Here is a 24,672-nt window from a genome sequence, read left to right as displayed (position 1 = left end):
AATTTGAAGAACCTGAAAGAAACCAAGTTAGTGTTTTGGACCCTAGAATTAATGTTAGTGGTCGGAATCATTTTTTTATGTACCAAAATTAGTTTTATTTTTTCACCAATTGGCATTTTCATCTCGACGATTTTTGCGCCGTTACTGATTGCTGGATTTTTGTATTACATGTTAAATCCGATTTTGGAATTATTAATGAAGGTTAAAATTACTAAAACGAAACGAATTAATCGGACGTGGGGAACGACGATCATTTTTCTTGCCCTAATTTTGATTATTGTTTATCTAATTGCTTCATTAATTCCCCATTTGATTTCCCAAGTTGCTAATTTAGCAAATAACATGCCGAAATTTGCGGCGCATCAAGAAGCTTCGTTAACGAAAATGACCCGGCATGGCTGGTTAAAACACATTGACTGGGATCCAGTTGTTTCAAAAATGCAGGATTCATATGCTTCCTATTTAAAAAGCTTGTTAAAGAACATCAGCAATAGTGCAGGAAATATTATTTCAGTTGCTACAAACGTTATCATTACTTTAATTACTGCACCAATTATTTTGTTTTACATGTTAAAAGATGGCGATAAGTTTTTACCAAGTGTAGAAAAGCTCTTCCCCGTTTTATCAGAATCACACCGAAAACAATCAGAAACTTTATTGAAAAAGATGAACAAGACCCTTTCTCACTACATTGGTGGGCAAGTAATTGAGTGTTTATTTGTAGGAACGTTTACGTCCATTGGATACTTACTAATTGGACAACGGTATGCCTTGCTTCTCGGGGTTTTTGCGGGATTCTGTAATTTAGTGCCTTACGTTGGGCCTTACATTGGGATTATTCCTGCTTTATTAGTGGCAATTATCGTTAGCCCCGAACAGGCATTTTGGACTATAATTGTGGTATTAGTGGTGCAACAAGTTGATGGAAACCTAGTTTATCCAAACGTCATTGGAAAATCTTTAAATATTCATCCGCTTACCATCATCATTATCTTATTAGCCGCTGGGCACATTGCCGGGTTAATTGGGATGATTTTAGCTATTCCAATTTACGCCATTTTAAAAGTAATTGTGGAATATGTTTACAATCTTTGGCTAATTCAACATGATAAAAAAACAGAAATTAATTAGTAAAATGGTCCGGCGCTGTCCGGATTTTTTGCGTTAATCGTTAGTAAAGCCCATTAGGAGGATTTAAATGAGTGATAAAAAATTAAATGAAGAAGTAGGTAAACGACGGACGTTTGCCATTATTTCCCATCCGGATGCCGGGAAAACGACAATTACAGAACAATTACTTTTGTTTGGGGGAATTGTGCGAGAAGCCGGAACCGTAAAAGCCCGTAAAAGCGGTAATTTTGCCAAGTCAGATTGGATGGAAATCGAACAAAAGCGGGGAATCTCAGTTACGAGTTCTGTGATGCAATTTGATTACGAAGGTAAACGAATTAACATTTTGGATACGCCAGGACATGAGGATTTCTCAGAAGATACCTATCGGACTTTGATGGCAGTGGATTCGGCGGTCATGGTTATTGATGCGGCCAAGGGGATTGAACCCCAAACCAAGAAACTTTTCCAAATTTGTAAAATGCGGGGAATTCCCATTTTTACTTTTATGAACAAATTAGATCGTGATGGTCGGGAACCAATGGAATTGGTGAGTCAATTGGAAGAAGTATTGGGAATTGAAGCATATCCGATGAACTGGCCAATTGGTTCGGGTCGAATTTTAAAGGGGCTTTATGATCGGCATAATCACCGGGTTGAATTATTTGAACCAGGGGTAGAAGGCCGTCATTTCCTACCGCTTGATGATGAAGGAAACATCAAAGAAGCTAACCAACTCGAAGGCGACGATATTTATGATGATGCCAAAGAAGAAATGGATTTAATCTCTGAGGCCGGAAACGAATTTGATCCCGATAAGATTGCCAATGGTGATCAAACCCCGGTCTTCTTTGGATCAGCCTTAGCTAACTTTGGGGTTCAGACTTTCTTAGATGCCTATTTAGAAATGGCCCCAGCTCCTGGTCAACACCAAACGTTACAAGATAAAGAAATTCAACCAATTGATGAAAAATTTTCGGGCTTTGTTTTTAAGATTCAAGCCAATATGAATCCGCATCATCGGGATCGAATCGCCTTTGTCAGAATCTGTTCTGGGAAATTTGAAAAAGGGATGGATGTTACGTTAGATCGAACTAAACGGGATATCCGGTTATCAAACGTGACCGAATTTATGGCCAACACTCGTGAAAACGTTAAAACGGCTGTGGCAGGAGATATTATCGGGCTTTATGATACCGGTAACTTCCAAATTGGTGATACGATTTATACAGGGAAAGACGAAGTGACGTTTGAAAAACTTCCTCAATTTACGCCTGAACTATTTATGCGCGTTTCTGCGAAAAATGTCATGAAACAAAAATCTTTCCACAAGGGAATTAAGCAACTGGTTCAAGAAGGAGCCATTCAGCTTTACACGACTTATTCTACGGGACAATATATTTTAGGAGCCGTGGGTCAACTTCAATTTGAAGTTTTTAAATTCAGAATGCAAAACGAATACAATTCGGATGTTTTAATGGAACCCATGGGATCGAAGATTGCCCGGTGGATTGATCCCGAACAACTGGATGAAAAGATGTCATCATCACGGAACATTTTGGTCCGCGATACAAATGATGATCCGTTATTCTTATTTGAAAATCAATTTGCAGAACGGTGGTTCAAAGGTAAGTATCCAGACGTGAAATTAACGGCTAAATTATAATTTTTGGATTGGAGTACTAAAATGGAACATTTATCAGCATGTACCAGTGTCATGGTCGGAAAGAACGCTAGTATTGATGGTTCAACGATGATTGCCAGAAATGACGATACCTTTTTGCCATTAACTCCCCAACGTTTTATTGTTCAACCAGCTTACGAAAACGAAACTAAGGTTTGGAAATCAAACCAAAATGGATTTACAGCACCCATGCCTAAAAGTGGGTATCGGATGTTGTTAACCCCGAATGCGGATGTTGTTAAAGAAGGGGTTTATGCTGAAAGTGGCTTTAACCAAAAACACGTGGCCATGAGTGCCACCGAAAGTGTTTATGGTAATTTAAGTACCTTGGCTCATGATCCTTGGGTCGCAAACGGACTCGCGGAAGATTCTTTACAATCAATGGTCTTACCTTACATTGATTCAGCTCGAGACGGAGTGCAGTACCTGGGTCAATTGATTAAGGAATATGGTTCTCCGGAAGGTAATGGAGTCATGTTTAGCGATAATGACGAAGTTTGGTACATGGAGATTGTCACGGGACATCATTGGGTAGCCCAACGGATTCCAGATGATGCTTGTGCCGTCGTTGCTAACCAAGTTGCCATTCAAGACGTTGATTTTGATGACCCTGATAACTTTATGTATTCAGACGGGATTCAAGCATTTGTGGAAAAATATCATTTAAATCCAGATGAAAATGTGTTTAACTTTAGACACATTTTTGGCACGAGTAACGAAAAAGATCGTCACTATAACACGCCTCGAGTCTGGTATGGTCAACGTTACCTAACTCCTGACATGGTACAAAGCCCCACTTCTGCTGACATGCCCTTTATTTGTAAAGCTAATCGAAAGATTAAGGTAACAGATGTTGAGTATATTCTAGGGTCTCATTACAACGAAACTGAATATGATCCATTGGGGAAAGGTCCTGAAGATTTGAAAACGAAGTTCCGTCCCATTGCAATGAATCGGACGCAAAATTCCCACGTTTTACAAATCAGAAATGATGTTAAACCAGAAATTTCTACAATTATGTGGTTAAACTTTGGGGTTCCTGCTTTTAGTCCCTACGTTCCGTTCTTTGCGAATGTGAATGCCACTGATCCAACTTATGAGACGACCCCATTAGAGATGGACGATACCAGTGCTTACTGGATGTATCGGAAATTATCAATGATTGTGGAATCGCATTACAGTCATTTCATTCAACAAGATCGGGATTTTAAGACGGCCAATGACCAAATGTTTTTAACTCATGTGGAAAACACCATTAATCAAGCTGAAAACTTGAAACCAGCAGATGTATCGGCCTTTTTACAAAAACAAAATCAAAACTTAGTTGCCGAAATGCGCACTCGGGTTCACAAATTCATGAATGAACTAATGAGTAAAGGTTTGACACTTTCAAAATTAACGTACGACATGGATAAAAATTTATAAAATTAAGCAGTTGACTAGCAATGGTCAGCTGTTTTTAGTTACAGATTAATAATTTTGTAAGTCGCGAAAGCTTGAATTCATGGACTTCGTTAAGTTACCTCTAGGGATAATACCTTAATTATGTGAGAATTAAGGTATTAACTAGATAGGAGAAAATGATTGTGAAACTTAAAGAAATTACTTATTGTAGTGTGATGATTGCTATCATTGCAGCATTTAGCTTAGTTCCACCAATTGCAGTTCCAGTAATACCAGTACCGATTTCTTTTCAAACCATGGCCGTGATGTTAGCGGGATCATTGTTAGGGAAAAAATTAGGAACAATTAGTGTCTTGATTTTTCTTTTATTAGTGGCCGTTGGCATGCCACTTTTAATTGGTGGTCGCGGGGGCTTCGGAGTTTTTCTTGGACCCACTGCCGGATATTTATTAAGTTGGCCAGTGAGTACCTTTGCGATTGGGTGGCTCTTAGAAAAACTAGGGAAACTTAATTTTATGAAATACTTAGTAGCTAACTTAATTGGGGGGATGCTAGTGATGAATTTGATTGGGGCGATTTCCCTATCATTTATCATCCACATGCCCATGATGAAAGCGTTAATGTCGACGGTGATGTTTTTCCCGGGAGATATTGTCAAAGCGGTAATTGTGGCCTTGCTAGCTGACAAACTCCACAAAATGAAGATTATTAAGATTTCAGAATAGTCTAAAAATAGAACAATCAAACAGGACTGGTAGATATAATTGCCAAATTACGAATTATTTTATAAAAAAGGGTTGTTTTTTTAATTATTCATGCTATGATAATTACAAGTTAAAAACAAAACGTTAACTAGGAAGTAGTAATTTTCAAGAGTGATCCAGTGAGATATTGGTTGGTGCGAAATATCAGAAGCTCTTTTAAATGAACGTCGCCTAGAAGTTGTATGCGATCAAAACCATACTGGGTGCTCCCATTACAGAGCCAACGATTCGAAGCTGGATTGTGAGAGATGTTATCAAATTGATAGCATAATTAAGGTGGTACCGCGCACAAGCGTCCTTTAGTCAAATGACTAATGGGCGCTTTTTTTGTTGAAAAATTTTATTAAGGGAGATGGGGAAATGAAGAAGTTTTTACAAGCTTTATTTTTATGTATTGGTTTATTTCTGGGAGGAATTGGAATATCAGGTACGGTACATGCTGATAGTTCCTTACAAAGCATTAAAGATAGAGGAGTCCTAAAGGTGGTTACCTCACCGGACTATCCACCCTTTGAATTTCAGGTTAATAAACACGGAAAGTCAGAAGATGTCGGAATTGACATTGATATTGCTAAACAAATTGCCAAAGACTTAGGCGTGAAGTTAGAAGTTAAGAACATGGACTTTACCGCTTTACTAGTCGCAGTTCAAACCGGAAAAGCCGATATGGCCATTGGAGGAATTAACCCAACTCCGGAAAGACAACAAAATGCTGATTTTTCTAAAATCTATTACTACGGTGGGCAGAAATTTTTAATTAACAAAGCGGATGCCGAAAAGTACAAAAATCAAAATGCTTTAAAAGGCCAAAAAGTGGGAACCCAAACGGGAACCTTACAACAACAACTAGCGAAAAAAGATTTAAAAGATTCGAAAAACGTGGGAATGGATAAAACCACTGATTTAATCTTAGCTTTAAAAACGAACAAAGTGGCTGCCGTTGGGGTCGAAAAACCAGTTGGTCAAGCTTATGTTGACAATGATCCTGATTTGAAAATGATTTCTGCCGATTACAAGATTGATAAAAAAGATACTGGTTCCGCAATTGCGATGGCTAAGGGAAACGATTCATTGAAAGATGCGGTTAACCAAGCCATTGATCAAATCAACAAAGATAATTTGATGCCAAAATATTTAGCTTCAGCTGGTAAGTACATGAAAGTTAATACAGCTGATACTTCAATGCTTCATTACTGGAAGTACTTCTATGATGGCTTAACGCATACCTTACTAATTTCTGTACTGGCAGTAATTGGTGGAATTATCTTAGGGGTAATCCTTGCTTTAATGAAGATGAGTAAGTTTAAGCTTTTGAGTTGGCCAGCAATTAGTTATGTTGAAGTGGTTAGAGGAACCCCAATGATGGTGCAAGTCTTACTAATTTACTTTGGTTTAGGGGTCATCATTAACATCCCATCATTAATTGCCGGGATTATCGCAGTGACGTTAAATAGTTCGGCGTATGTTTGTGAGATTATCAGAGGGGGAATTGCCTCAATTGATAAAGGACAAACTGAAGCAACGAAGAGTTTAGGACTAAGCAAGTCAGATTCATTAAGATTTGTAATCTTGCCCCAAGCTTTTAAGAACATTTGGCCAGCTTTAGGAAACGAATTTATCTCAGTCATCAAAGAAAGTTCAATTGTTTCAATTATTGGAGTGACTGATTTAGTTTACGAACTAAACGTGGTTAGAGCTGATACTTACCGTGGAGTTGCCCCAATTGTCGTGGTAATGGTAATTTACTTTGTAATTACGTTTGCCTTAACTAGAGGATTAAATTATTTGGAAGGGAAGATGAACCATGACTAAACCAATTATTGAATTAAAAAACGTTAAAAAAAGTTATGATAAGAACCATGTTTTAAAAGATATCAACGGCGAGGTTCACGAAGGGGAAGTAATTTGTATCATTGGACCTTCTGGATCAGGGAAAAGTACCTTATTGAGATGCATTAACCAATTAGAAAAGCCAACGGACGGTGAAGTTTTCTTTAATGACGAAGACTTAGCACAAATGTCAGAAAAAGAACTTAGTAAGTTAGGTGAAGAAATTGGAATGGTCTTTCAAAACTTCAATCTATTTCCCAATATGACTGTGATCGAAAACTTAAAGTTAGCTCCGATGAGAGTTAAACATTTAAGCGATACCGAGGCAGAAAAAATTGGAATGAAATATTTAGATAGAGTTGGTTTGGCCGATAAAGCGAATGCTTATCCCGCTAGCTTATCGGGGGGACAAAAGCAAAGAGTGGCCATCGCCAGAGCCCTTGCGATGAACCCCAAAGTAATGTTTTTTGATGAACCAACTAGTGCTTTAGATCCCGAAATGGTCGGAGAAGTATTAGCCGTTATGAAAGAACTAGCTGATGAAAATATGACGATGTTAGTAGTAACCCATGAAATGGGCTTCGCTAAAAAAGTTGCTGACCAAGTTTGGTTTATGGCAGATGGTTACATTCAAGAAAAAAACACCCCCCAAGAGATTTTTGACAACCCCCAAGCAGATAGAACTAAAGAATTTATTGGAAAGATTATAGGTGATTAAAATGGAAAAACAAAAAGTAGTATTAGCTTATTCAGGTGGATTAGACACATCAGTTGCAATTGCATGGTTAAAAGATCAAGGTTACGACGTGGTTGCTTGTTGTATTAACGTTGGGGAAGCTAAAGATCCCGAATACCTTAAGAGTAAAGCCCTTAAAACTGGGGCAGTAGCAGCCTACGTAATTGACGGTAAAGAAGAATATGCCGACGAATACCTATCATTAGCTTTACAAGCCAACGTAAAATATGAAGGCGTTTATCCTTTATCTTCTGCGTTATCAAGACCATTAATTGTGAAAAAATTAGTGGAAGTTGCGAAAAAAGAAGGTGCTACTGCCATTGCTCATGGTTGTACCGGTAAAGGAAATGACCAAGTTCGGTTTGAAGTTGCGATTCATGCCCTTGCACCAAACATTGAAGTATTAAGTCCAGTTCGGGACTGGCACTGGGCTAGAGAAGAAGAAATTGATTATGCTAAAGAACATGGCATTGAAATTCCAATTGACTTAGACTCACCATACTCAATTGATTCTAATATTTGGGGAAGAGCTAACGAAGCTGGAATTTTGGAAGATCCATGGGTTGCTGCTCCCGAAGATGCGTATGCTCTCACTAAGGCAATTGCAGATACACCTGATCAACCAACTGAAATTGAACTAGAATTTAAAAATGGAATTCCCGTTAAATTAAACGGTGAAGCAATGTCATTTGCCACTTTAATTGAAAAATTAGATGAAATTGCGGGCGAAAATGGAATTGGTAGAATTGATCACATTGAAAACCGGTTAGTCGGAATTAAATCAAGAGAAATTTATGAAGCACCAGCCGCAACGGTTTTAATTAAAGCCCATGAAGAACTAGAAGATATTGTGCTAGAACGGGACTTAGGTCACTACAAACCATTGATTGATAAAAAGATTTGTGAATTAATCTATAACGGATTATGGTTCTCACCTTTGATGGAAGCTTTAAAAGCTTTTGTTGCCCAATCACAAAAAGTGGTTAACGGAACCATCAAACTCGAATTATTTAAGGGAAACATTATCATTTTAGGTCGGAAAGCTAAAGATAGTTTATACGATAAAGACTTAGCTACTTACACTTCTTCAGATTCATTTGATCAAGAAGCAGCAAAAGGATTCATTAAACTCTGGGGACTTCCAACTGAAGTTGCTAACCAAGTTAAAACGAAAAACAAGGATGGTGAAGCTTAATGAGCGACAAATTGTGGGGTGGTCGTTTTCAAGCCGAAACGAACGCCTTAGTCGATCAATTTGGGGCCTCGATTAATTTTGATCAATTGATGGCTGCTGAAGATATCGAAGGTTCTTTAGCCCACGTTAAAATGTTAGGCAAAACTGGAATTTTAGCCGAAAGCGACGTTGCCCAAATTGTTACCGGACTGGAATCAATTCAAAAGGATTTAGCAGCTGGTAAAATTGAATTTTCCGTCGAAAATGAAGATATTCATATGAATATCGAAAGCATTTTAACTGATCGAATCGGACCAGTCGCTGGGAAACTCCACACGGCTCGTTCCAGAAATGATCAAGTAGCCACTGATTTTCATTTATATGTTAAAAAACGGATTCCGGTGGTTATTGAAGAAATCACGAACTTACAAAAAGCCTTATTAAAGTTGGCTGAAGCAAACGTGACGACGATTATGCCCGGATATACACATTTACAACATGCCCAACCAATTTCATATGCGCATTATCTAATGGCTTACTTTCAAATGTTGCAACGGGATAAGGAACGGTTTGAATTTAATTTAAAGCACACTGATATTTCTCCCTTAGGGGCGGCTGCTTTAGCGGGAACCACTTTCCCAATTGATCGGGAATTTACCGCACAGGAATTAGGTTTTAGTGATATTTATGCCAATTCTCTAGATGCCGTGTCTGACCGAGACTTTGCCATTGAATTTTTAAGTAATAGTGCGATTTTAATGATGCATTTATCTCGTTTTTCCGAAGAAATTAGTATGTGGGTGAGTCAGGAATTTCAATATTTGGAACTAAGTGATGGCTACACTACTGGAAGTTCAATTATGCCCCAAAAGAAAAATCCGGACATGGTGGAATTAATTAGAGGAAAAACTGGTCGGATTTATGGTAATTTAATGGGATTATTGACGACTTTAAAAGGAATTCCATTAGCTTATAATAAAGATTTGCAAGAAGACAAAGAAGGCGTTTTTGATACTTTGAAAACGATTGTTCCGTCTTTGAAAATCTTTACGGGCATGATTGAGACCTTAAAAGTAAATGATCAAACGATGAAAGCTAGCACCGAAAATGATTATTCAAACGCGACTGAATTAGCAGATTATTTAGCCGTGAAAGGATTACCATTCCGGCAAGCTCATGCGTTAGTGGGAAAATTAGTCTTGCATGGGATTCAAACTCATCAAAATTTACAAGACATGCCACTAGCTGAGTTGAAAACCGGAAGTGATTTGATTGAAGACGACGTTTATCCAGAGTTACAATCAGAAACAGCCGTTGCCAGACGAAATTCATTTGGCGGAACCGGCTTTGACCAAGTCAAACTTCAAATTGAAAATGCGAAAAAATTAATCTAACTAAAAAAGCATCCCAACGGATGCTTTTTTTAGTTGATTTTTTTAATGGGATCATTGATCCGGTTGACGTAGTCTTGTTTGACCCATTCTGCACCACCCAGGGAAAGCCACGTTCCTTGGTTAGTCTGGACTTCTTTGAAAACTTTCCAAACTGAACCCGTTGGCAATTTAAAATCATACTGAGTTTGTGTAATGGGATCTTGATAAACGAGTGTAGAAGCTTTGATTTTGACCAGATAGTTAACTGGTTGGACAATTTTCCAATCATTACGGCGATAATATAAGATTACGGTTTGGGGTTCATGAGTATAAGTCCCGGTTTGGTTGCCAATTGAAAAATGAAGTTGATAGCCAGCAATTTTGGGGAGAGGAACGTGATAATTTTGAGTGAGCGGTCCAGTCATAAATTGGGGATTCCCTAATAATTGATTAGTATCGTAATCAAAACAATAAATCATCACTGGCTGCCCCAGGGCGCTTTGATAATGGACGGTAATTGTTTGTTTAGGAGCACTAATTTTCGAACTCATTCCATCAATTTTTTGTAACAGATAGCCCGATAAATTAGGAATGGTTAATTTTAACGAATCACCAAGAAAGCCCTTCAAAATCAATTGGGGACGCAACTCTTTTTGTTGCTTATCAATAAATTTAACTAATACGGTAGCGGGGGTTTTGGTGACCAGCGTTTGAGTTTTCCGAACTTGAGGTGCTACATCAGGTTGTTTTTTAAGGTTATTTTCTAAGACGGGCTGCGTTCTTTCAGTTTGAACGATTGTGCGAGAAAAATGTTTCGGTGGTCGAGTCACGGAAACATTTCGTTTAAATAATTTTTTGAACAAAGTAAACAACATCATAACCTCCAAAGATAGTAGTTTAATTTTAACATTAAACTAAAAATGCTACCCACTGATTTTGTCAGTAAGTAGCATTTTAATTATTGAGCACTAATTTTAATGTTGTGCTCTTGATCCAAACTAGCAGTTAAATGTTTTAAGTTAGGATTATCTAAAAGATAGCCAGCGATTTGATCTTCAAGTTGTTCTTGAATGACCCGACGAAGTGGGCGAGCCCCCATCGCAGGATTATAGCCTAAAGTAACTAATTGATCTTTAACGTCATCATTAATTTGAATAGTTAAATCATGTTGCGTTAAATTCTTGGTCATATCGTCTAAAAGTAAGCCAACGATTTGGTGTAATTCCGGTTTATTTAGTGAATTAAATTCGATGATATCATCAAAGCGATTGAGAAATTCCGGTTTGAAGTAAGCGCTGAGTTTATCCAAAACCGAATGAGTATTTTCATCTGCTTCAGCACCAAAACCAACGTTTGCACCAGTATTAGCACCGGCATTACTAGTCATGATAATAACCGTATCCTTGAATGAAACCGTTCGGCCTTGTGAATCAGTTAGGCGACCATCGTCTAAAACTTGTAAGAACGCGTGAAGTACATCGGAATGCGCTTTTTCAACTTCATCTAACAAGATTAAACTGTAAGGGTGACGCCGAACTTTTTCGGTTAGTTGACCCGCTTCATCGTAGCCGACATATCCCGGAGCAGCCCCGATTAATTTAGCAATTGATTGCGGTTCTCGATATTCTGACATATCAAAACGAATAATGGCATCTTTTGAACCAAAGAGTTGTTCAGCTAATTGTTTAGCAAGTTCGGTTTTACCCACTCCGGTTGGTCCAACGAACAAGAATGAACCAATTGGACGACCAGTCTTGTTGAAACCAACGCGATTCCGTTGAATGGCTTTTGCTACTTTATCAACGGCTTGATTTTGGCCAATGACATGCTGTTCTAGATTTTGATTAAGGTTTTTAAGTTTACCCTTTTCTTGATCTTCAAGGTTAGCAACTGGAATATTAGTAATTTCTTCCACAACCTGTTGCATGTCGCGTTCAGTAACGGTATTATTTTTTGCTTTTTCTTGAGCCAGGTTAGCTTTTTGCTGCTGAAGTTGTTTTTCCCGATCACGGTAGAAAGCTGCCGTTTCGTAGTCTTCTTTATCTAAGGCCGTTTCTTTTTGTTTTTCGGCTTCGGCAATTTCTTGATCAATTGCTTTCGGGTCAATAATATTAAGCGTTAAGTTCTTTCTTGAGCCCGTTTCATCCATTAAGTCAATGGCCTTATCGGGTAAGAAACGATCATTAATATAACGATTTGAAAGGGTGACTGCTGCTTTAAGCGCGTCATCGGTATAGTGAACCATGTGGTAATCCTCATAGTTCTTTTGAAGTCCTTTTAAAATTTTAATTGCTTGTTCAGTGGTTGGCTCCTCAACCATAATTGGTTGGAAACGACGAGCTAAGGCGGAATCTTTTTCAATATCACGATATTCTTTAAGGGTAGTTGAACCGATTAATTGGAAATCACCACGAGCAAGTGCGGGTTTTAAAACGTTCCCTGCATCAAGTCCGCCTTCAGAATTTCCTGCACCCATAATTTCGTGAATTTCATCAATGAAAAGAATTAAGTTTTTATCAGCTTTAACCTCTTTGATAAGTGCTTGCATCTTCTTTTCGAATTGTCCCCGAATTCCTGTTCCTTGAATCATGGAAACCATATCAATTTGAATAATTTTTTTATTACGAAGTTTTTGGGGGACCGTTCCATCGGCAATCTTTTGGGCAAGGCCTTCTACAATCGCTGTTTTACCAACCCCAGCTTCACCAATTAAGACGGGATTGTTTTTGGAACGACGATTTAAAACTTCGATGGCCCGTGCCGTTTGCTTTTCACGGCCAATCATAGGATCGAGTTTTCCTTGACGGGCCAATTTAGTTAAATCAGTTCCATATTGTGCAATGATCCCGTTGTTTTTCCCGTTACTTCCAGGATTCTTGGGACCATTCATTTGCATTGAGCGGAGGAGATCGTCGATATTACCGAATCCATAAGCTCCTTGTTGTCCTTCCATCTTCAAAACCTCCTTCATAAATGTTAGCTAGTTTGACCATTGCTGACTATGTAAATTTAATTATACTCACCGATAATGTGGTTTCAAGTAAAGCGACTGTTAATTATTATTTAACATTTTATGGTAGAATTAATAAGAAAACGTTTTCACATGGGGGTCTTTTTTGGATAAAACAAAATCAGATTATACAGCTTTATTGAATCAACTTCGTGATGGAGAAATCAAGGAATTCACGATTAAGCCAGCTGAATTTTTTCTTTTCCAACAAGCGTTTATGGATTACGAGACCCGTAAACGAATAATTGGAACAGCTGGTGATCAGGGAATTGTAGTCTATCATTATGATAATGATAATTAATTCTTAAATTCCCAAAATACAAGCTGTAAAAACTTGTATTTTAAATTAGTTATTGGTAACCTTAAAGTATAAAAAGGTAAATTAAAAGGAGTGCGTTTATTATGGAAAAACGTCAATTCAAAATTACAGCAGAAACCGGTATTCACGCTCGTCCTGCTACTTTCTTAGTTCAAACTGCAAGCAAATTTAACGCGAACATCACATTAGAATACGAAGATAAAACAGTTAACCTTAAGTCAATCATGGGGGTTATGTCACTTGGAGTCGGCCAAAATGCAGTAATTACCATTACTGCTGAAGGTGACGATGCGAAAGAAGCCCTTGATGCAATTGCACAAACCATGAAAGATGAAGGCTTAATCGATTAATCTTTAACGATTAAAAAAGAGTTGCTGCGGCAGCTCTTTTTATTTATTTTCATAATTTGCAAAGTAGTTTTTTTAACCATATAATTACATTTGTTTAGCTCAAATTGAAAGGATGAATAGTAACTTGAATATTGGACTATTTACGGATACATATTTTCCCCAAGTTAGTGGGGTAGCAACCTCAATCAAGACCCTTAAAGATGAGTTAGAACGGCGTGGAAACAATGTTTATATCTTTACAACGACTGATCCGAATGCTCATGAAGTACAGGATGAACATATTTATCGGTTTTCAAGCATTCCTTTTATTTCATTTACGGAACGGCGCATTGCAGTGCGGGGCTTATTTCAAGCAACCCAAATTGCTAAAAAATTACATTTAGATATTGTGCATACGCAAACTGAATTTTCGATGGGAATGATTGGAAAATTTGTAGCTAAAAATTTGAATATTCCTTGTATTCATACCTATCATACGATGTACGAAGATTACTTACATTACGTAGCTAATGGACATCTCTTGAAACCAATTCACGTTAAGGAAGGAACGCTTTATTTTTGTCACCATCTTAACGGGATTGTTTCGCCTAGTAAACGAGTGCTAGATAAATTAACTGGTTATGGCGTTAAAAGTCCCATTCGGATTATTCCAACCGGAATCAACGTTGCTCATTATGAAAAGCCTAGTCAAATCGACGTGCGTCAAAACTTAGGAATTGATGCTAATGCTCCCGTAATGTTATCAGTTAGTCGTTTAGCGTATGAAAAAAACATTTCCGAATTAATTGATGCGTTTCCAAGCATTTTAAAGCAAGTTCCAGCTGCTAAATTAGTGATTGTGGGCCAAGGGCCAGCTGAAGCTGATTTGAAACAACAAGTTCGATCATTAAGTTTAACCGATTCAGTAATTTTTACGGGTGAGATTGATAATGATGATGTTAACCAATATTATCGAATGGCTGATGTGTTTGTCTCGACTTCTGAGTCCGAATCACAAGGACTAACTTACATTGAAGCGATGGCAGCTGGAACCAAAGTAGTTGTCGCAACTAGTCCGTATACTGATGGTCTAGTCAACGACAAATCTTTGGGAATGACTTTTAATTCAGAAGCTGAATTTGTGAATGATGTGGTGCTTTATTTAAAACACCCGGAAGCTTATCCAAATAACGTAGCATTAAGAAAACAAAAGCTACACGATATTTCAGCCGTTTATTTTGTTGATCAAATACTCGCTTTTTATGATGATGCCTTGAATAATTACGATAGTGCATCTGTAGAAGAGGACGACGAGGAGTAGTGAATGTTAAAAATTGATATGTTTTCCACCGCTACCAAAGTTAAAGGTCAGGGAGTGGGAAGCGCTTATACGGAATTGGTACGGATGTTAAAAGAAAAATTTCCTGACCAATTTGAAATTGAAATTAATCAATATAATCAAGCTGATATTAGTCACTATCATACGATTAATCCCACTTTTTACTTATCCACTTTTTCTAAAAAGCGGGGCCGCAAAATTGGTTATGTTCATTTTTTACCAGAAACTTTAGATGAGAGTCTCAATATTCCGGCTCCATTTCGGCAGTTGTTTTATAAATATGTGATTGATTTTTATAAACGCATGGATGAGATTGTGGTAGTTAATCCGACTTTTATTCCCAAACTAGAAAAATATGGGATAAAAAAAGCAGACATTACGTATATTCCCAACTTTGTTAGTAAAAATGAGTTTCATCCTGTTAGTACTGAAACGAAAATTGAATTACGAAAGCAATATAATTTCGATCCCCACAAATTTACAGTGGTTTGTACGGGTCAAGTCCAAACGCGCAAGGGGGTCTTAGACTTCGCTAAATTAGCGCGACAAAACCCAGATTTTCAATTTATCTGGGTCGGGGGCTTTTCGTTTGGGGCAATGACAGCAGGCTACGAAGCATTAAAAAAACTAGTAGAGAGTCCACCAGCTAATTTAGTTTTCCCAGGCATTGTCGATCGGGATAAGTTAGTTGATTATTATGATTTAGCGGATGTCTTTTTATTGCCATCCTTTAATGAGTTGTTTCCAATGTCAGTATTGGAGGCCTTTTCTTGTGGAATTCCAGTAATCCTGCGTAACTTAGAGCTTTATCAAGAAATTATTGGGGGCTACTATGTTCCGGCAGATAATGTAGCCCAGATGGATGAATCTTTGAAAAAGATGGCAGCTAGTCCTGAACTGTTACAAACTTATGAAAAAAAGTCTGAAGCAGCTTCTACCTACTATTCAGAAGCTCATTTAGCTGAAATTTGGCGGGAATTTTACACTGAACAGGCTAAGCTTGGACGAGCGAAAGGACAAATTAATGTCAAAAAGAAATAAGTTATCATTTTTATTAGTAATCGCAATTGGACTATTTATTTCTTGGTATGCATTGCGTGATATCCAGTTTTCGGTCTTAATCAACGATCTAACTAATATTAATCTCGGCTGGTTGTTAGTGGCGGGCGGCTGCATTTTGGCTTATCTTTTTTTTGAAACGGTAATTACCTATTTATTAGTGCATAGTAGTAACCCCACATTTACCTTTCATGATGCGATTCGGGTGCCTTTAATTGAACAATTGTTTAACGGGATTACTCCTTTTTCATCTGGAGGACAACCCGCCCAATTAATTGTTTTGATGCAGTCGGGAGTAGAGGCCGGAAAAGCAACGTCGGCCTTATTGATGAAATTTGTGGTTTACCAAATTATGATTGTACTTAATTTTATAATTAGTTTAATCATTGGCTTTGAATACTTGATTGATAAAGTACATGCATTGGCATGGTTGGTATTATTTGGCTTTTTGATTCATTTAGTGGTCATCGTTGGGCTTTTAATGGTGATGTATTGGCACCAATTTACCAAAAGAATGATTAATTTTATGATTAAACCGCTAAAATGGTTTGTGAAAGCAGAACGTTATCAAAACTGGGTAATCATCATTAATGAAAAGATTGATTCATTCTATGCAGAAAGTGTTAAAATCGGGCATCAATGGAAATTATTAGCCAAAGTTTTTGTGCTAACCTTTTTTCAATTACTTTTTTACTATCTGATTCCGTATTTCGTGATGCGTTCTTTAGGATGCAACAATGCAAACGTGATGATGGTTACCAGTTTGAATGTCCTAATTTTCTTAGTAATCTCAATGTTTCCGATTCCTGGTGGAGCAGGAGGAGCAGAGTATAGCTTTGAAATGTTATTTAGAAGTTACATCCATAGTAGTAGTAAGCTAGCAGTAGCCATGATTTTGTGGCGGATTCTTACCTATTACGTTGGGCTCGTCTTAGGCTTGTTTGCCTTGTTAGAAAAACCAAGCAAGCATGAAAAATGAGTTATAAGAGATTATTTTGGAGGAAAAAGGAATGTCTAACAGCTTAAAGCGCATTCGAAATTTTTTTAATACGACTTTTGGATTTTTTACATTGGTTGTAGTGTTATTTTGTCTTAAAACGTATCTTGCCTATCGGACGGATTTTACGTTAGGAGTTTCTGGAGGAATTCAGAACTTTTTATTGGCGGTTAATCCGATTCCATCAGCCTTGCTGTTATTTGGCATTGCTTTGTATTTTAGGGGCAAGTTATCGTACTGGTTAATGTTAATCATTGACTTTTTACAATCAACTTGGCTTTTTGCTAATATTTTGTATTATCGTGAATTTTCTGATTTTCTTTCGATGGGAATTATTAAAGGAACGGGTGATGTCCAAAATAATTTAGGGAAGAGTTTTGTACAAATCTTGCGTCCGGGCGATTTCATTGCTTATGCAGATATTGTAATTTTGATTTTATTATTATTATTTAAAGTAATTAAAATTGATAAAAAGCCGTTTAAAAAACGGTATGCTTTTTTGATTACGATTCTTTCGTTTGGATTAATGTTTGCAGAATATAATGTTGCCAACGCAGATCGCTCAGGTTTGTTAACCAGAACGTTTGATAATAATTACATCGTTAAATATTTAGGTTTGAACGAATATGCGGCCTTTAACATTTATCAAAACCATCAGGAAAGTGCTACGCGGGCGAACGCTAAAGCATCTGACCTGAAAGGGGTTGAAAAATTCATTAACCAAAATCAAGTTAGCCCCAATGTTCAGTATTTTGGTAAAGAAAAAGGAAAAAACGTCTTTATTATCCACTTGGAAAGTTTCCAACAATTTTTAATTGATTATAAAGTTGATGGTAAAGAAGTTACCCCAAATATTAATAAGTTCTACCATAATCAACACACGATTGCATTTGATAATTTCTATCACCAAGTAGCCCAAGGAAAAACTTCGGATGCTGAAATGATGCTAGAAAATTCATTGTATGGCTTGCCACAGGGCTCTGCCATGGTTAGTTATGGGGCGCAAAATACTTATCAAGCCGCTCCTTCCATTCTTGATGAAGAAGATGGCTATACCAGTGCAGCCTTTCATGGGGATGTACCAACCTTTTGGAACCGAAATAATGCCTATAAATCATGGGGATATGATTATTTCTTTAGTGATGCATATTATAAAACTAAGCCAGAATACAACGTTGGTTATGGGATGAAAGACAAGATTTTCTTCAAGCAGTCAATTCCGTACATTCAACAATTGCCACAACCATTTTATGCTAAGTTAATTACATTAACTAACCATTATCCATACGAATTAGATAAACAAAATACTTCCTTCCCAGCAACAACAACTGGGGATAATACCGTTGATCCATATGTCCAAACGGCTCATTATTTAGATCAATCATTCGGCGAATTTGAGGATTATCTTCAAAAGAGTGGCTTGGCTAAAAATAGTGTCGTGGTATTGTATGGTGATCACTATGGGATTTCTAATAATCACCGTCCAGCCATTGCTAAATTATTAGGGAAGAAGAGCGTTGATAAATATGATTTAGCTCAATTCCAAAAAGTACCATTTATGATTAATGGAAGTAATTTAGATGGACATGTTGACCACACTTATGGTGGAGAAATTGATGTATTACCTACTTTGTTACACCTTTTAGGCGTTAAAAATAATGACATGGTCCAATTTGGGCATGATCTATTGAGTAGTCAAAACCAACAAATTGTGCCGTTCCGAAATGGGGATTTCGTTTCGAAACAATACACTAAAGTTGGGGGAACTATCTATAACACTGCTACTGGACAAGAAATTCATCCTAATGCAGACGAGAAAAAGACAATTGACATCATTCAAAAATATGTTGATGATTCGTTAGAGAACTCTGATAAAGTAGTTTATGGGGATTTACTTCGCTTCCATAAAATGAAGGGCTATAAAGATATTAAGAAGAAATCGATTGACTATAATAAAAAGGCTGCCTTGAAACAGCTTAAAGCTGAAGATAAAAAGAAAAAGACAGATTTGGTTGACGAAAATGGTGGTAAATCAACTGTTGATGACTTTAAAACGGATGCACCAGAACTTAAATAAATTGAAAAAGATGCCGAATGGGCATCTTTTTTTATTTTTTGAAAAAAGATGTTGACGAAAATGATTTCACTTGGTAAGATTATATTTGTCGTTGAGATGATTTAGTTTTCTTCAACAAAAAAGATTAAAAGTTTTTGTTGACAATGAATTCTAATTATTATACAATGATTAAGTTGTCAAATGAGAGGAAATTATTTGATACGACGAGTAGATCTTTGAAAACTGAACAAGATTTTGATTACAATAAAGTGTAAGGATAATTTTTGAACTTAGTTTAAAAATTAAACAAATATGCAATGTCAATTTGCAAAAACAAATAAATAAGAGCTAGTAAAGTTCTCATTCTAAAATGAGAGTTTGATCCTGGCTCAGGACGAACGTTGGCGGCGTGCCTAATACATGCAAGTCGAACGAAGTCGCCCATTTGATTCTTGGTGCTTGCACCAAGATGATTTTGGATCCGACTGAGTGGCGAACTGGTGAGTAACACGTGGGTAACCTGCCCAGAAGAAGGGGATAACACCTGGAAACAGATGCTAATACCGTATAACAACAAGAACCACATGGTTCTTGTTTCAAAGCTGGCCTTTGTGCTAGTGCTTCTGGATGGACCCGCGGCGTATTAGCTAGTTGGTGAGATAATAGCTCACCAAGGCGATGATACGTAGCAGACCTGAGAGGGTAATCTGCCACAATGGGACTGAGACACGGCCCATACTCCTACGGGAGGCAGCAGTAGGGAATCTTCCACAATGGACGAAAGTCTGATGGAGCAACGCCGCGTGAGTGAAGAAGGGTTTCGGCTCGTAAAACTCTGTTGTTAGAGAAGAACAGCTGTGAGAGTAACTGCTCACGGTATGACGGTATCTAACCAGAAAGTCACGGCTAACTACGTGCCAGCAGCCGCGGTAATACGTAGGTGGCAAACGTTGTCCGGATTTATTGGGCGTAAAGGGAGCGCAGGCGGTTTATTAAGTCTGATGTGAAAGCCTTCGGCTTAACCGGAGAAGTGCATCGGAAACTGATAAACTTGAGTGCAGAAAAGGATAGTGGAACTTCATGTGTAGCGGTGAAATGCGTAGATATATGAAGGAACACCAGTGGCGAAGGCGGCTATCTGGTCTGTAACTGACGCTGAGGCTCGAAAGCATGGGTAGCAAACAGGATTAGATACCCTGGTAGTCCATGCCGTAAACGATGAATGCTAGGTGTTGGAAGGTTTCCGCCTTTCAGTGCCGCAGCTAACGCATTAAGCATTCCGCCTGGGGAGTACGACCGCAAGGTTGAAACTCAAAGGAATTGACGGGGACCCGCACAAGCGGTGGAGCATGTGGTTTAATTCGATGCTACGCGAAGAACCTTACCAGGACTTGACATCTTCTGCCAATCTAAGAGATTAGACGTTCCCTTCGGGGACAGAATGACAGGTGGTGCATGGTTGTCGTCAGCTCGTGTCGTGAGATGTTGGGTTAAGTCCCGCAACGAGCGCAACCCTTGTCTTTAGTTGCCAGCATTAAGTTGGGCACTCTAGAGAGACTGCCGGTGATAAACCGGAGGAAGGTGGGGACGACGTCAAATCATCATGCCCCTTATGTCCTGGGCTACACACGTGCTACAATGGGCGATACAACGAGTTGCGAAACCGCGAGGTCAAGCTAATCTCTTAAAGTCGTTCTCAGTTCGGATTGCAGTCTGCAACTCGACTGCATGAAGTTGGAATCGCTAGTAATCGTGGATCAGCATGCCACGGTGAATACGTTCCCGGGTCTTGTACACACCGCCCGTCACACCATGAGAGTTTGTAACACCCAAAGTCGGTTGGATAACCTTTTAGGAGTCCGCCGCCTAAGGTGGGACAGATGATTAGGGTGAAGTCGTAACAAGGTAGCCGTAGGAGAACCTGCGGCTGGATCACCTCCTTTCTAAGGAATAATTCGGAACCTTACATTAATCAAAATCTTGCTCAGTTTTGAGAGTATCTACTCTTAAATACATATTCATAGTATTCGCTTTTTTGGGCCTATAGCTCAGCTGGTTTAGAGCGCACGCCTGATAAGCGTGAGGTCGGTGGTTCGAGTCCACTTAGGCCCATACCGAGGAATCGGTTTTGAATATTATGGGGAATTAGCTCAGCTGGGAGAGCACCTGCTTTGCAAGCAGGGGGTCAGCGGTTCGATCCCGCTATTCTCCATTGACACTATTGTGTCAATTTTGTTCTTTGAAAACTAGATAATATTATTTTCTGTAATAATTATATTTTTATATAATTGAACCGAGAAATAACCATTGTGTTATTTTTGAGTTTTTTAATTAGTTTTAATCGCTAAAACTCAAATAATTTATAATCCATCGGATTATAGGTTAAGTTAATAAGGGCGCATGGTGAATGCCTTGGTACTAGGAGCCGATGAAGGACGCAACTAACTGCGATAAGCTTCGGGGAGCTGTACGTAAGCTTTGATCCGGAGATTTCCGAATGAGGAAACTCGACCAGTGTTATGACTGGTCACTGTATAGTGAATACATAGCTATGCAGAGGCAGACGTGGGGAACTGAAACATCTAAGTACCCACAGGAATATAAAGAAATTTCGATTCCCTAAGTAGCGGCGAGCGAACGGGGAACAGCCCAAACCGAACCCTTGTGGTTCGGGGTTGTAGGACTGAACATTTGAGTTACAAAAGTATTTGATAGTTGAAGTAGTTGGGAAGCTACACCAAAGAGAGTGATAGTCTCGTAAACGAAATCAAATACCCTCAGTTCAGGTTCCTGAGTACGGCGACACACGTGAAACGTCGTCGGAATCTGGGAGGACCATCTCCCAAGGCTAAATACTACCTAGTGACCGATAGTGAACCAGTACCGTGAGGGAAAGGTGAAAAGCACCCCGGAAGGGGAGTGAAATAGTTCCTGAAACCATGTGCCTACAAGCAGTCAGAGCCCGTTAATGGGTGATGGCGTGCCTCTTGTAGAATGAACCGGCGAGTTACAGTTGCATGCAAGGTTAAGCCGAAAAAGCGGAGCCGTAGCGAAAGCGAGTCTTAATAGGGCGTATTAGTATGTTGCCGTAGACCCGAAACCAGGTGATCTACCCATGTCCAGGATGAAAGTGCGGTAATACGCACCGGAGGTCCGAACCCGTGTACGTTGAAAAGTGCTGGGATGAGGTGTGGGTAGCGGTGAAATTCCAAACGAACTTGGAGATAGCTGGTTCTCTCCGAAATAGCTTTAGGGCTAGCCTCGGAATTAGAATCATGGAGGTAGAGCCACTGTTTGAGCAAGGGGTCCATCTAGGATTACTGAGTTCAGATAAACTCCGAATACCATTGATTTATGTCCGGGAGTCAGACGATGAGTGATAAGATCCATCGTCGAAAGGGGAACAGCCCAGACCGCCAGTTAAGGTCCCTAAATATATGCTAAGTGGAAAAGGAAGTGGAGTTGCATAGACAACTAGGATGTTGGCTCAGAAGCAGCCATCATTTAAAGAGTGCGTAATAGCTCACTAGTCGAGTGATTCTGCGCCGAAAATTTACCGGGGCTAAGCATATTACCGAGACTGCGGACGCAACTATGTTGCGTGATAGGAGAGCGTTCTAAGGGCAATGAAGGTAGACCGTAAGGACTACTGGAGCGCTTAGAAGTGAGAATGCCGGTATGAGTAGCGAAAGATCAGTGAGAATCTGATCCACCGAATGACTAAGGTTTCCTGGGGAAGGCTCGTCCACCCAGGGTTAGTCGGGACCTAAGCCGAGGCTGAGAAGCGTAGGCGATGGATAACAGGTTGAGATTCCTGTACTAGTTAATTATGTTTGAACGATGGAGGGACGCAGTAGGCTAAGATATGCACACGATTGGAAATGTGTGTTCAAATCGTAAGTCAGTTTAAGAGTCAAATGCTTTTAAGCGCGTTGACAAGCGATGATGAGGATCGAAATTTAAGTAGAGAAGTATCTGACGTCACACTGCCGAGAAAAGCTTCTAGTTAGTAATTAATTACCCGTACCGCAAACCGACACAGGTAGTCGAGGAGAGTATCCTCAGGTGAGCGAGAGAACTATCGTTAAGGAACTCGGCAAAATGACCCCGTAACTTCGGAAGAAGGGGTGCTGGCCTCACGGCCAGCCGCAGTGAAAAGACTCAAACGACTGTTTATCAAAAACACAGGTTTATGCAAAATCGTAAGATGAAGTATATGGGCTGACGCCTGCCCGGTGCTGGAAGGTTAAGTGGAAGTGTTAGCTTCGGCGAAGCACCGAAATGAAGCCCCAGTAAACGGCGGCCGTAACTATAACGGTCCTAAGGTAGCGAAATTCCTTGTCGGGTAAGTTCCGACCCGCACGAAAGGCGTAACGATTTGAGTACTGTCTCAACGATAGACTCGGTGAAATTAAGATACCTGTGAAGAAGCAGGTTACCCGCGACAGGACGGAAAGACCCCATGGAGCTTTACTGTAGCTTGATATTGGGTGTTTACATAACTTGTACAGGATAGGTAGGAGCCATAGAAGCCGGGACGCTAGTCTCGGTGGAGGCGTCAGTGGGATACTACCCTTGTTATGTGAACACTCTAACCCTGCGCACTGATCGTGCGCGGAGACAGTGTCTGGTTGGCAGTTTGACTGGGGCGGTCGCCTCCTAAACAGTAACGGAGGCGCTCAAAGGTTTGCTTAGAATGGTTGGAAATCATTCCTAAAGTGTAAAGGCAAAAGCAAGCTTGACTGCGAGACATACAGGTCGAGCAGGGACGAAAGTCGGACTTAGTGATCCGGTGGTACCATATGGAAGGGCCATCGCTCAACGGATAAAAGCTACCCTGGGGATAACAGGCTTATCTCCCCCAAGAGTTCACATCGACGGGGAGGTTTGGCACCTCGATGTCGGCTCATCGCATCCTGGGGCTGTAGTTGGTCCCAAGGGTTGGGCTGTTCGCCCATTAAAGCGGTACGCGAGCTGGGTTCAGAACGTCGTGAGACAGTTCGGTCCCTATCCGTCGCGGGCGCAGGAAATTTGAGAGGAGCTGTCCCTAGTACGAGAGGACCGGGATGGACATACCGCTGGTGTATCAGTTGCGCCGCCAGGCGCATTGCTGAGTAGCTATGTATGGATGAGATAAACGCTGAAAGCATCTAAGTGTGAAACTCGCCTCAAGATGAGATTTCCCATTCCTATATGGAAGTAAGACTCCTGAAAGATGATCAGGTAGATAGGTTAGAAGTGGAAGCGTAGTGATACGTGAAGCGGACTAATACTAATCAGTCGAGGACTTAACCAAGTAGAATGAAGATACAATGGACATTTTCGGAAAGATATGATATTATCTAGTTTTGAGAGAACAAATTTCTCAGAAACATAGTGTAGTGACGATAGCCTGAAGGATACACCTGTTCCCATGCCGAACACAGAAGTTAAGCTTCAGCACGCCAAAAGTAGTTGGGGGATCGCCCCCTGCGAGGATAGGACGTTG

16 protein-coding genes, 2 tRNA genes, 3 rRNA genes and 1 other annotated feature are annotated in these 24,672 nt (G+C 39.4%); of the genes, 19 read left to right on the top strand and 2 right to left on the bottom strand.

What is annotated here, in order from left to right:
- Positions 1-3: 3 nt before the first annotated feature.
- From ACEPSS_RS00225 to argH, 8 genes are all read left to right on the top strand, one after another.
- The gene (locus tag ACEPSS_RS00225; RefSeq protein ID WP_395319129.1) at positions 4-1,131 is read left to right on the top strand and encodes an AI-2E family transporter; all 1,128 of its coding nucleotides are present in this window, start codon (positions 4-6) and stop codon (positions 1,129-1,131) included.
- 67 nt (positions 1,132-1,198) lie between these two features.
- Positions 1,199-2,776, top strand: a complete 1,578-nt coding sequence (locus ACEPSS_RS00220) for a peptide chain release factor 3 (protein WP_395319127.1) — start codon at positions 1,199-1,201, stop codon at positions 2,774-2,776.
- 21 nt (positions 2,777-2,797) lie between these two features.
- Positions 2,798-4,219 carry a C69 family dipeptidase gene (locus ACEPSS_RS00215; RefSeq protein WP_395319125.1) on the top strand — a complete coding sequence of 474 codons (1,422 nt, stop codon included), beginning with the start codon at positions 2,798-2,800 and terminating at the stop codon, positions 4,217-4,219.
- A 161-nt stretch (positions 4,220-4,380) separates the two neighbouring features.
- Positions 4,381-4,923, top strand: coding sequence for a biotin transporter BioY (locus tag ACEPSS_RS00210; RefSeq protein ID WP_395319123.1), 543 nt, complete (start codon positions 4,381-4,383; stop codon positions 4,921-4,923).
- A 114-nt stretch (positions 4,924-5,037) separates the two neighbouring features.
- Positions 5,038-5,265: a binding site (T-box leader), on the top strand.
- Between the two features lie 57 nt (positions 5,266-5,322).
- Positions 5,323-6,774 carry an ABC transporter substrate-binding protein/permease gene (locus ACEPSS_RS00205; RefSeq protein ID WP_395319121.1) on the top strand — a complete coding sequence of 484 codons (1,452 nt, stop codon included), beginning with the start codon at positions 5,323-5,325 and terminating at the stop codon, positions 6,772-6,774.
- On the top strand, positions 6,767-7,510 hold the full coding sequence (locus ACEPSS_RS00200; RefSeq protein WP_395319119.1) for an amino acid ABC transporter ATP-binding protein: 744 nt from the start codon (positions 6,767-6,769) through the stop codon (positions 7,508-7,510). The genes ACEPSS_RS00205 and ACEPSS_RS00200 overlap by 8 nt, the downstream gene beginning before the upstream one ends.
- 1 nt (position 7,511) lies before the next feature.
- Positions 7,512-8,723 (top strand): argininosuccinate synthase, encoded by a 1,212-nt coding sequence (locus ACEPSS_RS00195; protein WP_395319117.1) that lies wholly within the window; start codon positions 7,512-7,514, stop codon positions 8,721-8,723.
- Complete coding sequence (gene argH, locus ACEPSS_RS00190; protein WP_395319115.1) at positions 8,723-10,096, top strand: argininosuccinate lyase; 1,374 nt, start codon at positions 8,723-8,725, stop codon at positions 10,094-10,096. Before ACEPSS_RS00195 ends, argH begins: the two co-directional genes overlap by 1 nt.
- 29 nt (positions 10,097-10,125) lie before the next feature.
- Here argH and ACEPSS_RS00185 read toward each other — a convergent pair whose 3' ends face one another.
- Entirely contained in the window at positions 10,126-10,953 is an 828-nt protein-coding gene (locus ACEPSS_RS00185; RefSeq protein ID WP_395319113.1) for a MucBP domain-containing protein, read from the bottom strand.
- A gap of 80 nt (positions 10,954-11,033) precedes the next feature.
- Complete coding sequence (locus tag ACEPSS_RS00180) at positions 11,034-13,028, bottom strand: ATP-dependent Clp protease ATP-binding subunit (RefSeq protein WP_395319111.1); 1,995 nt, start codon at positions 13,026-13,028, stop codon at positions 11,034-11,036.
- Between the two features lie 163 nt (positions 13,029-13,191).
- Here ACEPSS_RS00180 and ACEPSS_RS00175 point away from each other — a divergent pair, with 163 nt between their 5' ends.
- The 11 genes from ACEPSS_RS00175 to rrf all read left to right on the top strand — a co-directional run bounded on the left by ACEPSS_RS00175 (position 13,192) and on the right by rrf (position 24,672).
- Positions 13,192-13,386: a hypothetical protein gene (locus ACEPSS_RS00175; protein ID WP_395319109.1), complete on the top strand. Its 195-nt coding sequence runs from the start codon at positions 13,192-13,194 to the stop codon at positions 13,384-13,386.
- Between the two features lie 101 nt (positions 13,387-13,487).
- Positions 13,488-13,754: a phosphocarrier protein HPr gene (locus ACEPSS_RS00170; protein WP_395319107.1), complete on the top strand. Its 267-nt coding sequence runs from the start codon at positions 13,488-13,490 to the stop codon at positions 13,752-13,754.
- Between the two features lie 124 nt (positions 13,755-13,878).
- Positions 13,879-15,054, top strand: a complete 1,176-nt coding sequence (locus ACEPSS_RS00165) for a glycosyltransferase family 4 protein (RefSeq protein WP_395319105.1) — start codon at positions 13,879-13,881, stop codon at positions 15,052-15,054.
- A 3-nt stretch (positions 15,055-15,057) separates the two neighbouring features.
- On the top strand, positions 15,058-16,113 hold the full coding sequence (locus ACEPSS_RS00160; RefSeq protein WP_395319103.1) for a glycosyltransferase family 4 protein: 1,056 nt from the start codon (positions 15,058-15,060) through the stop codon (positions 16,111-16,113).
- A complete protein-coding gene (locus tag ACEPSS_RS00155; protein ID WP_395319102.1) occupies positions 16,097-17,110 on the top strand; it encodes a lysylphosphatidylglycerol synthase transmembrane domain-containing protein in 1,014 nt (337 codons plus the stop codon). The genes ACEPSS_RS00160 and ACEPSS_RS00155 overlap by 17 nt, the downstream gene beginning before the upstream one ends.
- Before the next feature lie 31 nt (positions 17,111-17,141).
- On the top strand, positions 17,142-19,205 hold the full coding sequence (locus tag ACEPSS_RS00150; protein ID WP_395319100.1) for an LTA synthase family protein: 2,064 nt from the start codon (positions 17,142-17,144) through the stop codon (positions 19,203-19,205).
- A gap of 345 nt (positions 19,206-19,550) precedes the next feature.
- Positions 19,551-21,127 (top strand): 16S ribosomal RNA (locus tag ACEPSS_RS00145).
- Positions 21,128-21,221: 94 nt separating this feature from the next.
- A tRNA-Ile gene (locus ACEPSS_RS00140) sits at positions 21,222-21,296 on the top strand.
- Between the two features lie 27 nt (positions 21,297-21,323).
- Positions 21,324-21,396 (top strand) — tRNA-Ala (locus ACEPSS_RS00135).
- Between the two features lie 168 nt (positions 21,397-21,564).
- Positions 21,565-24,480, top strand: a 23S ribosomal RNA gene (locus ACEPSS_RS00130).
- 81 nt (positions 24,481-24,561) lie between these two features.
- Positions 24,562-24,672, top strand: a 5S ribosomal RNA gene (gene rrf / locus ACEPSS_RS00125).
- Together the 16S, 23S and 5S rRNA genes with 2 tRNA genes alongside form the textbook arrangement of a ribosomal RNA operon.

The sequence above is a fragment of the Fructilactobacillus frigidiflavus genome (genome assembly GCF_044054575.1).
In the GTDB taxonomy this organism is placed as follows: domain Bacteria; phylum Bacillota; class Bacilli; order Lactobacillales; family Lactobacillaceae; genus Fructilactobacillus; species Fructilactobacillus frigidiflavus.
Note: the sequence above shows the minus strand (reverse complement) of the source record. Positions and strands in the feature narration are given on the sequence as shown.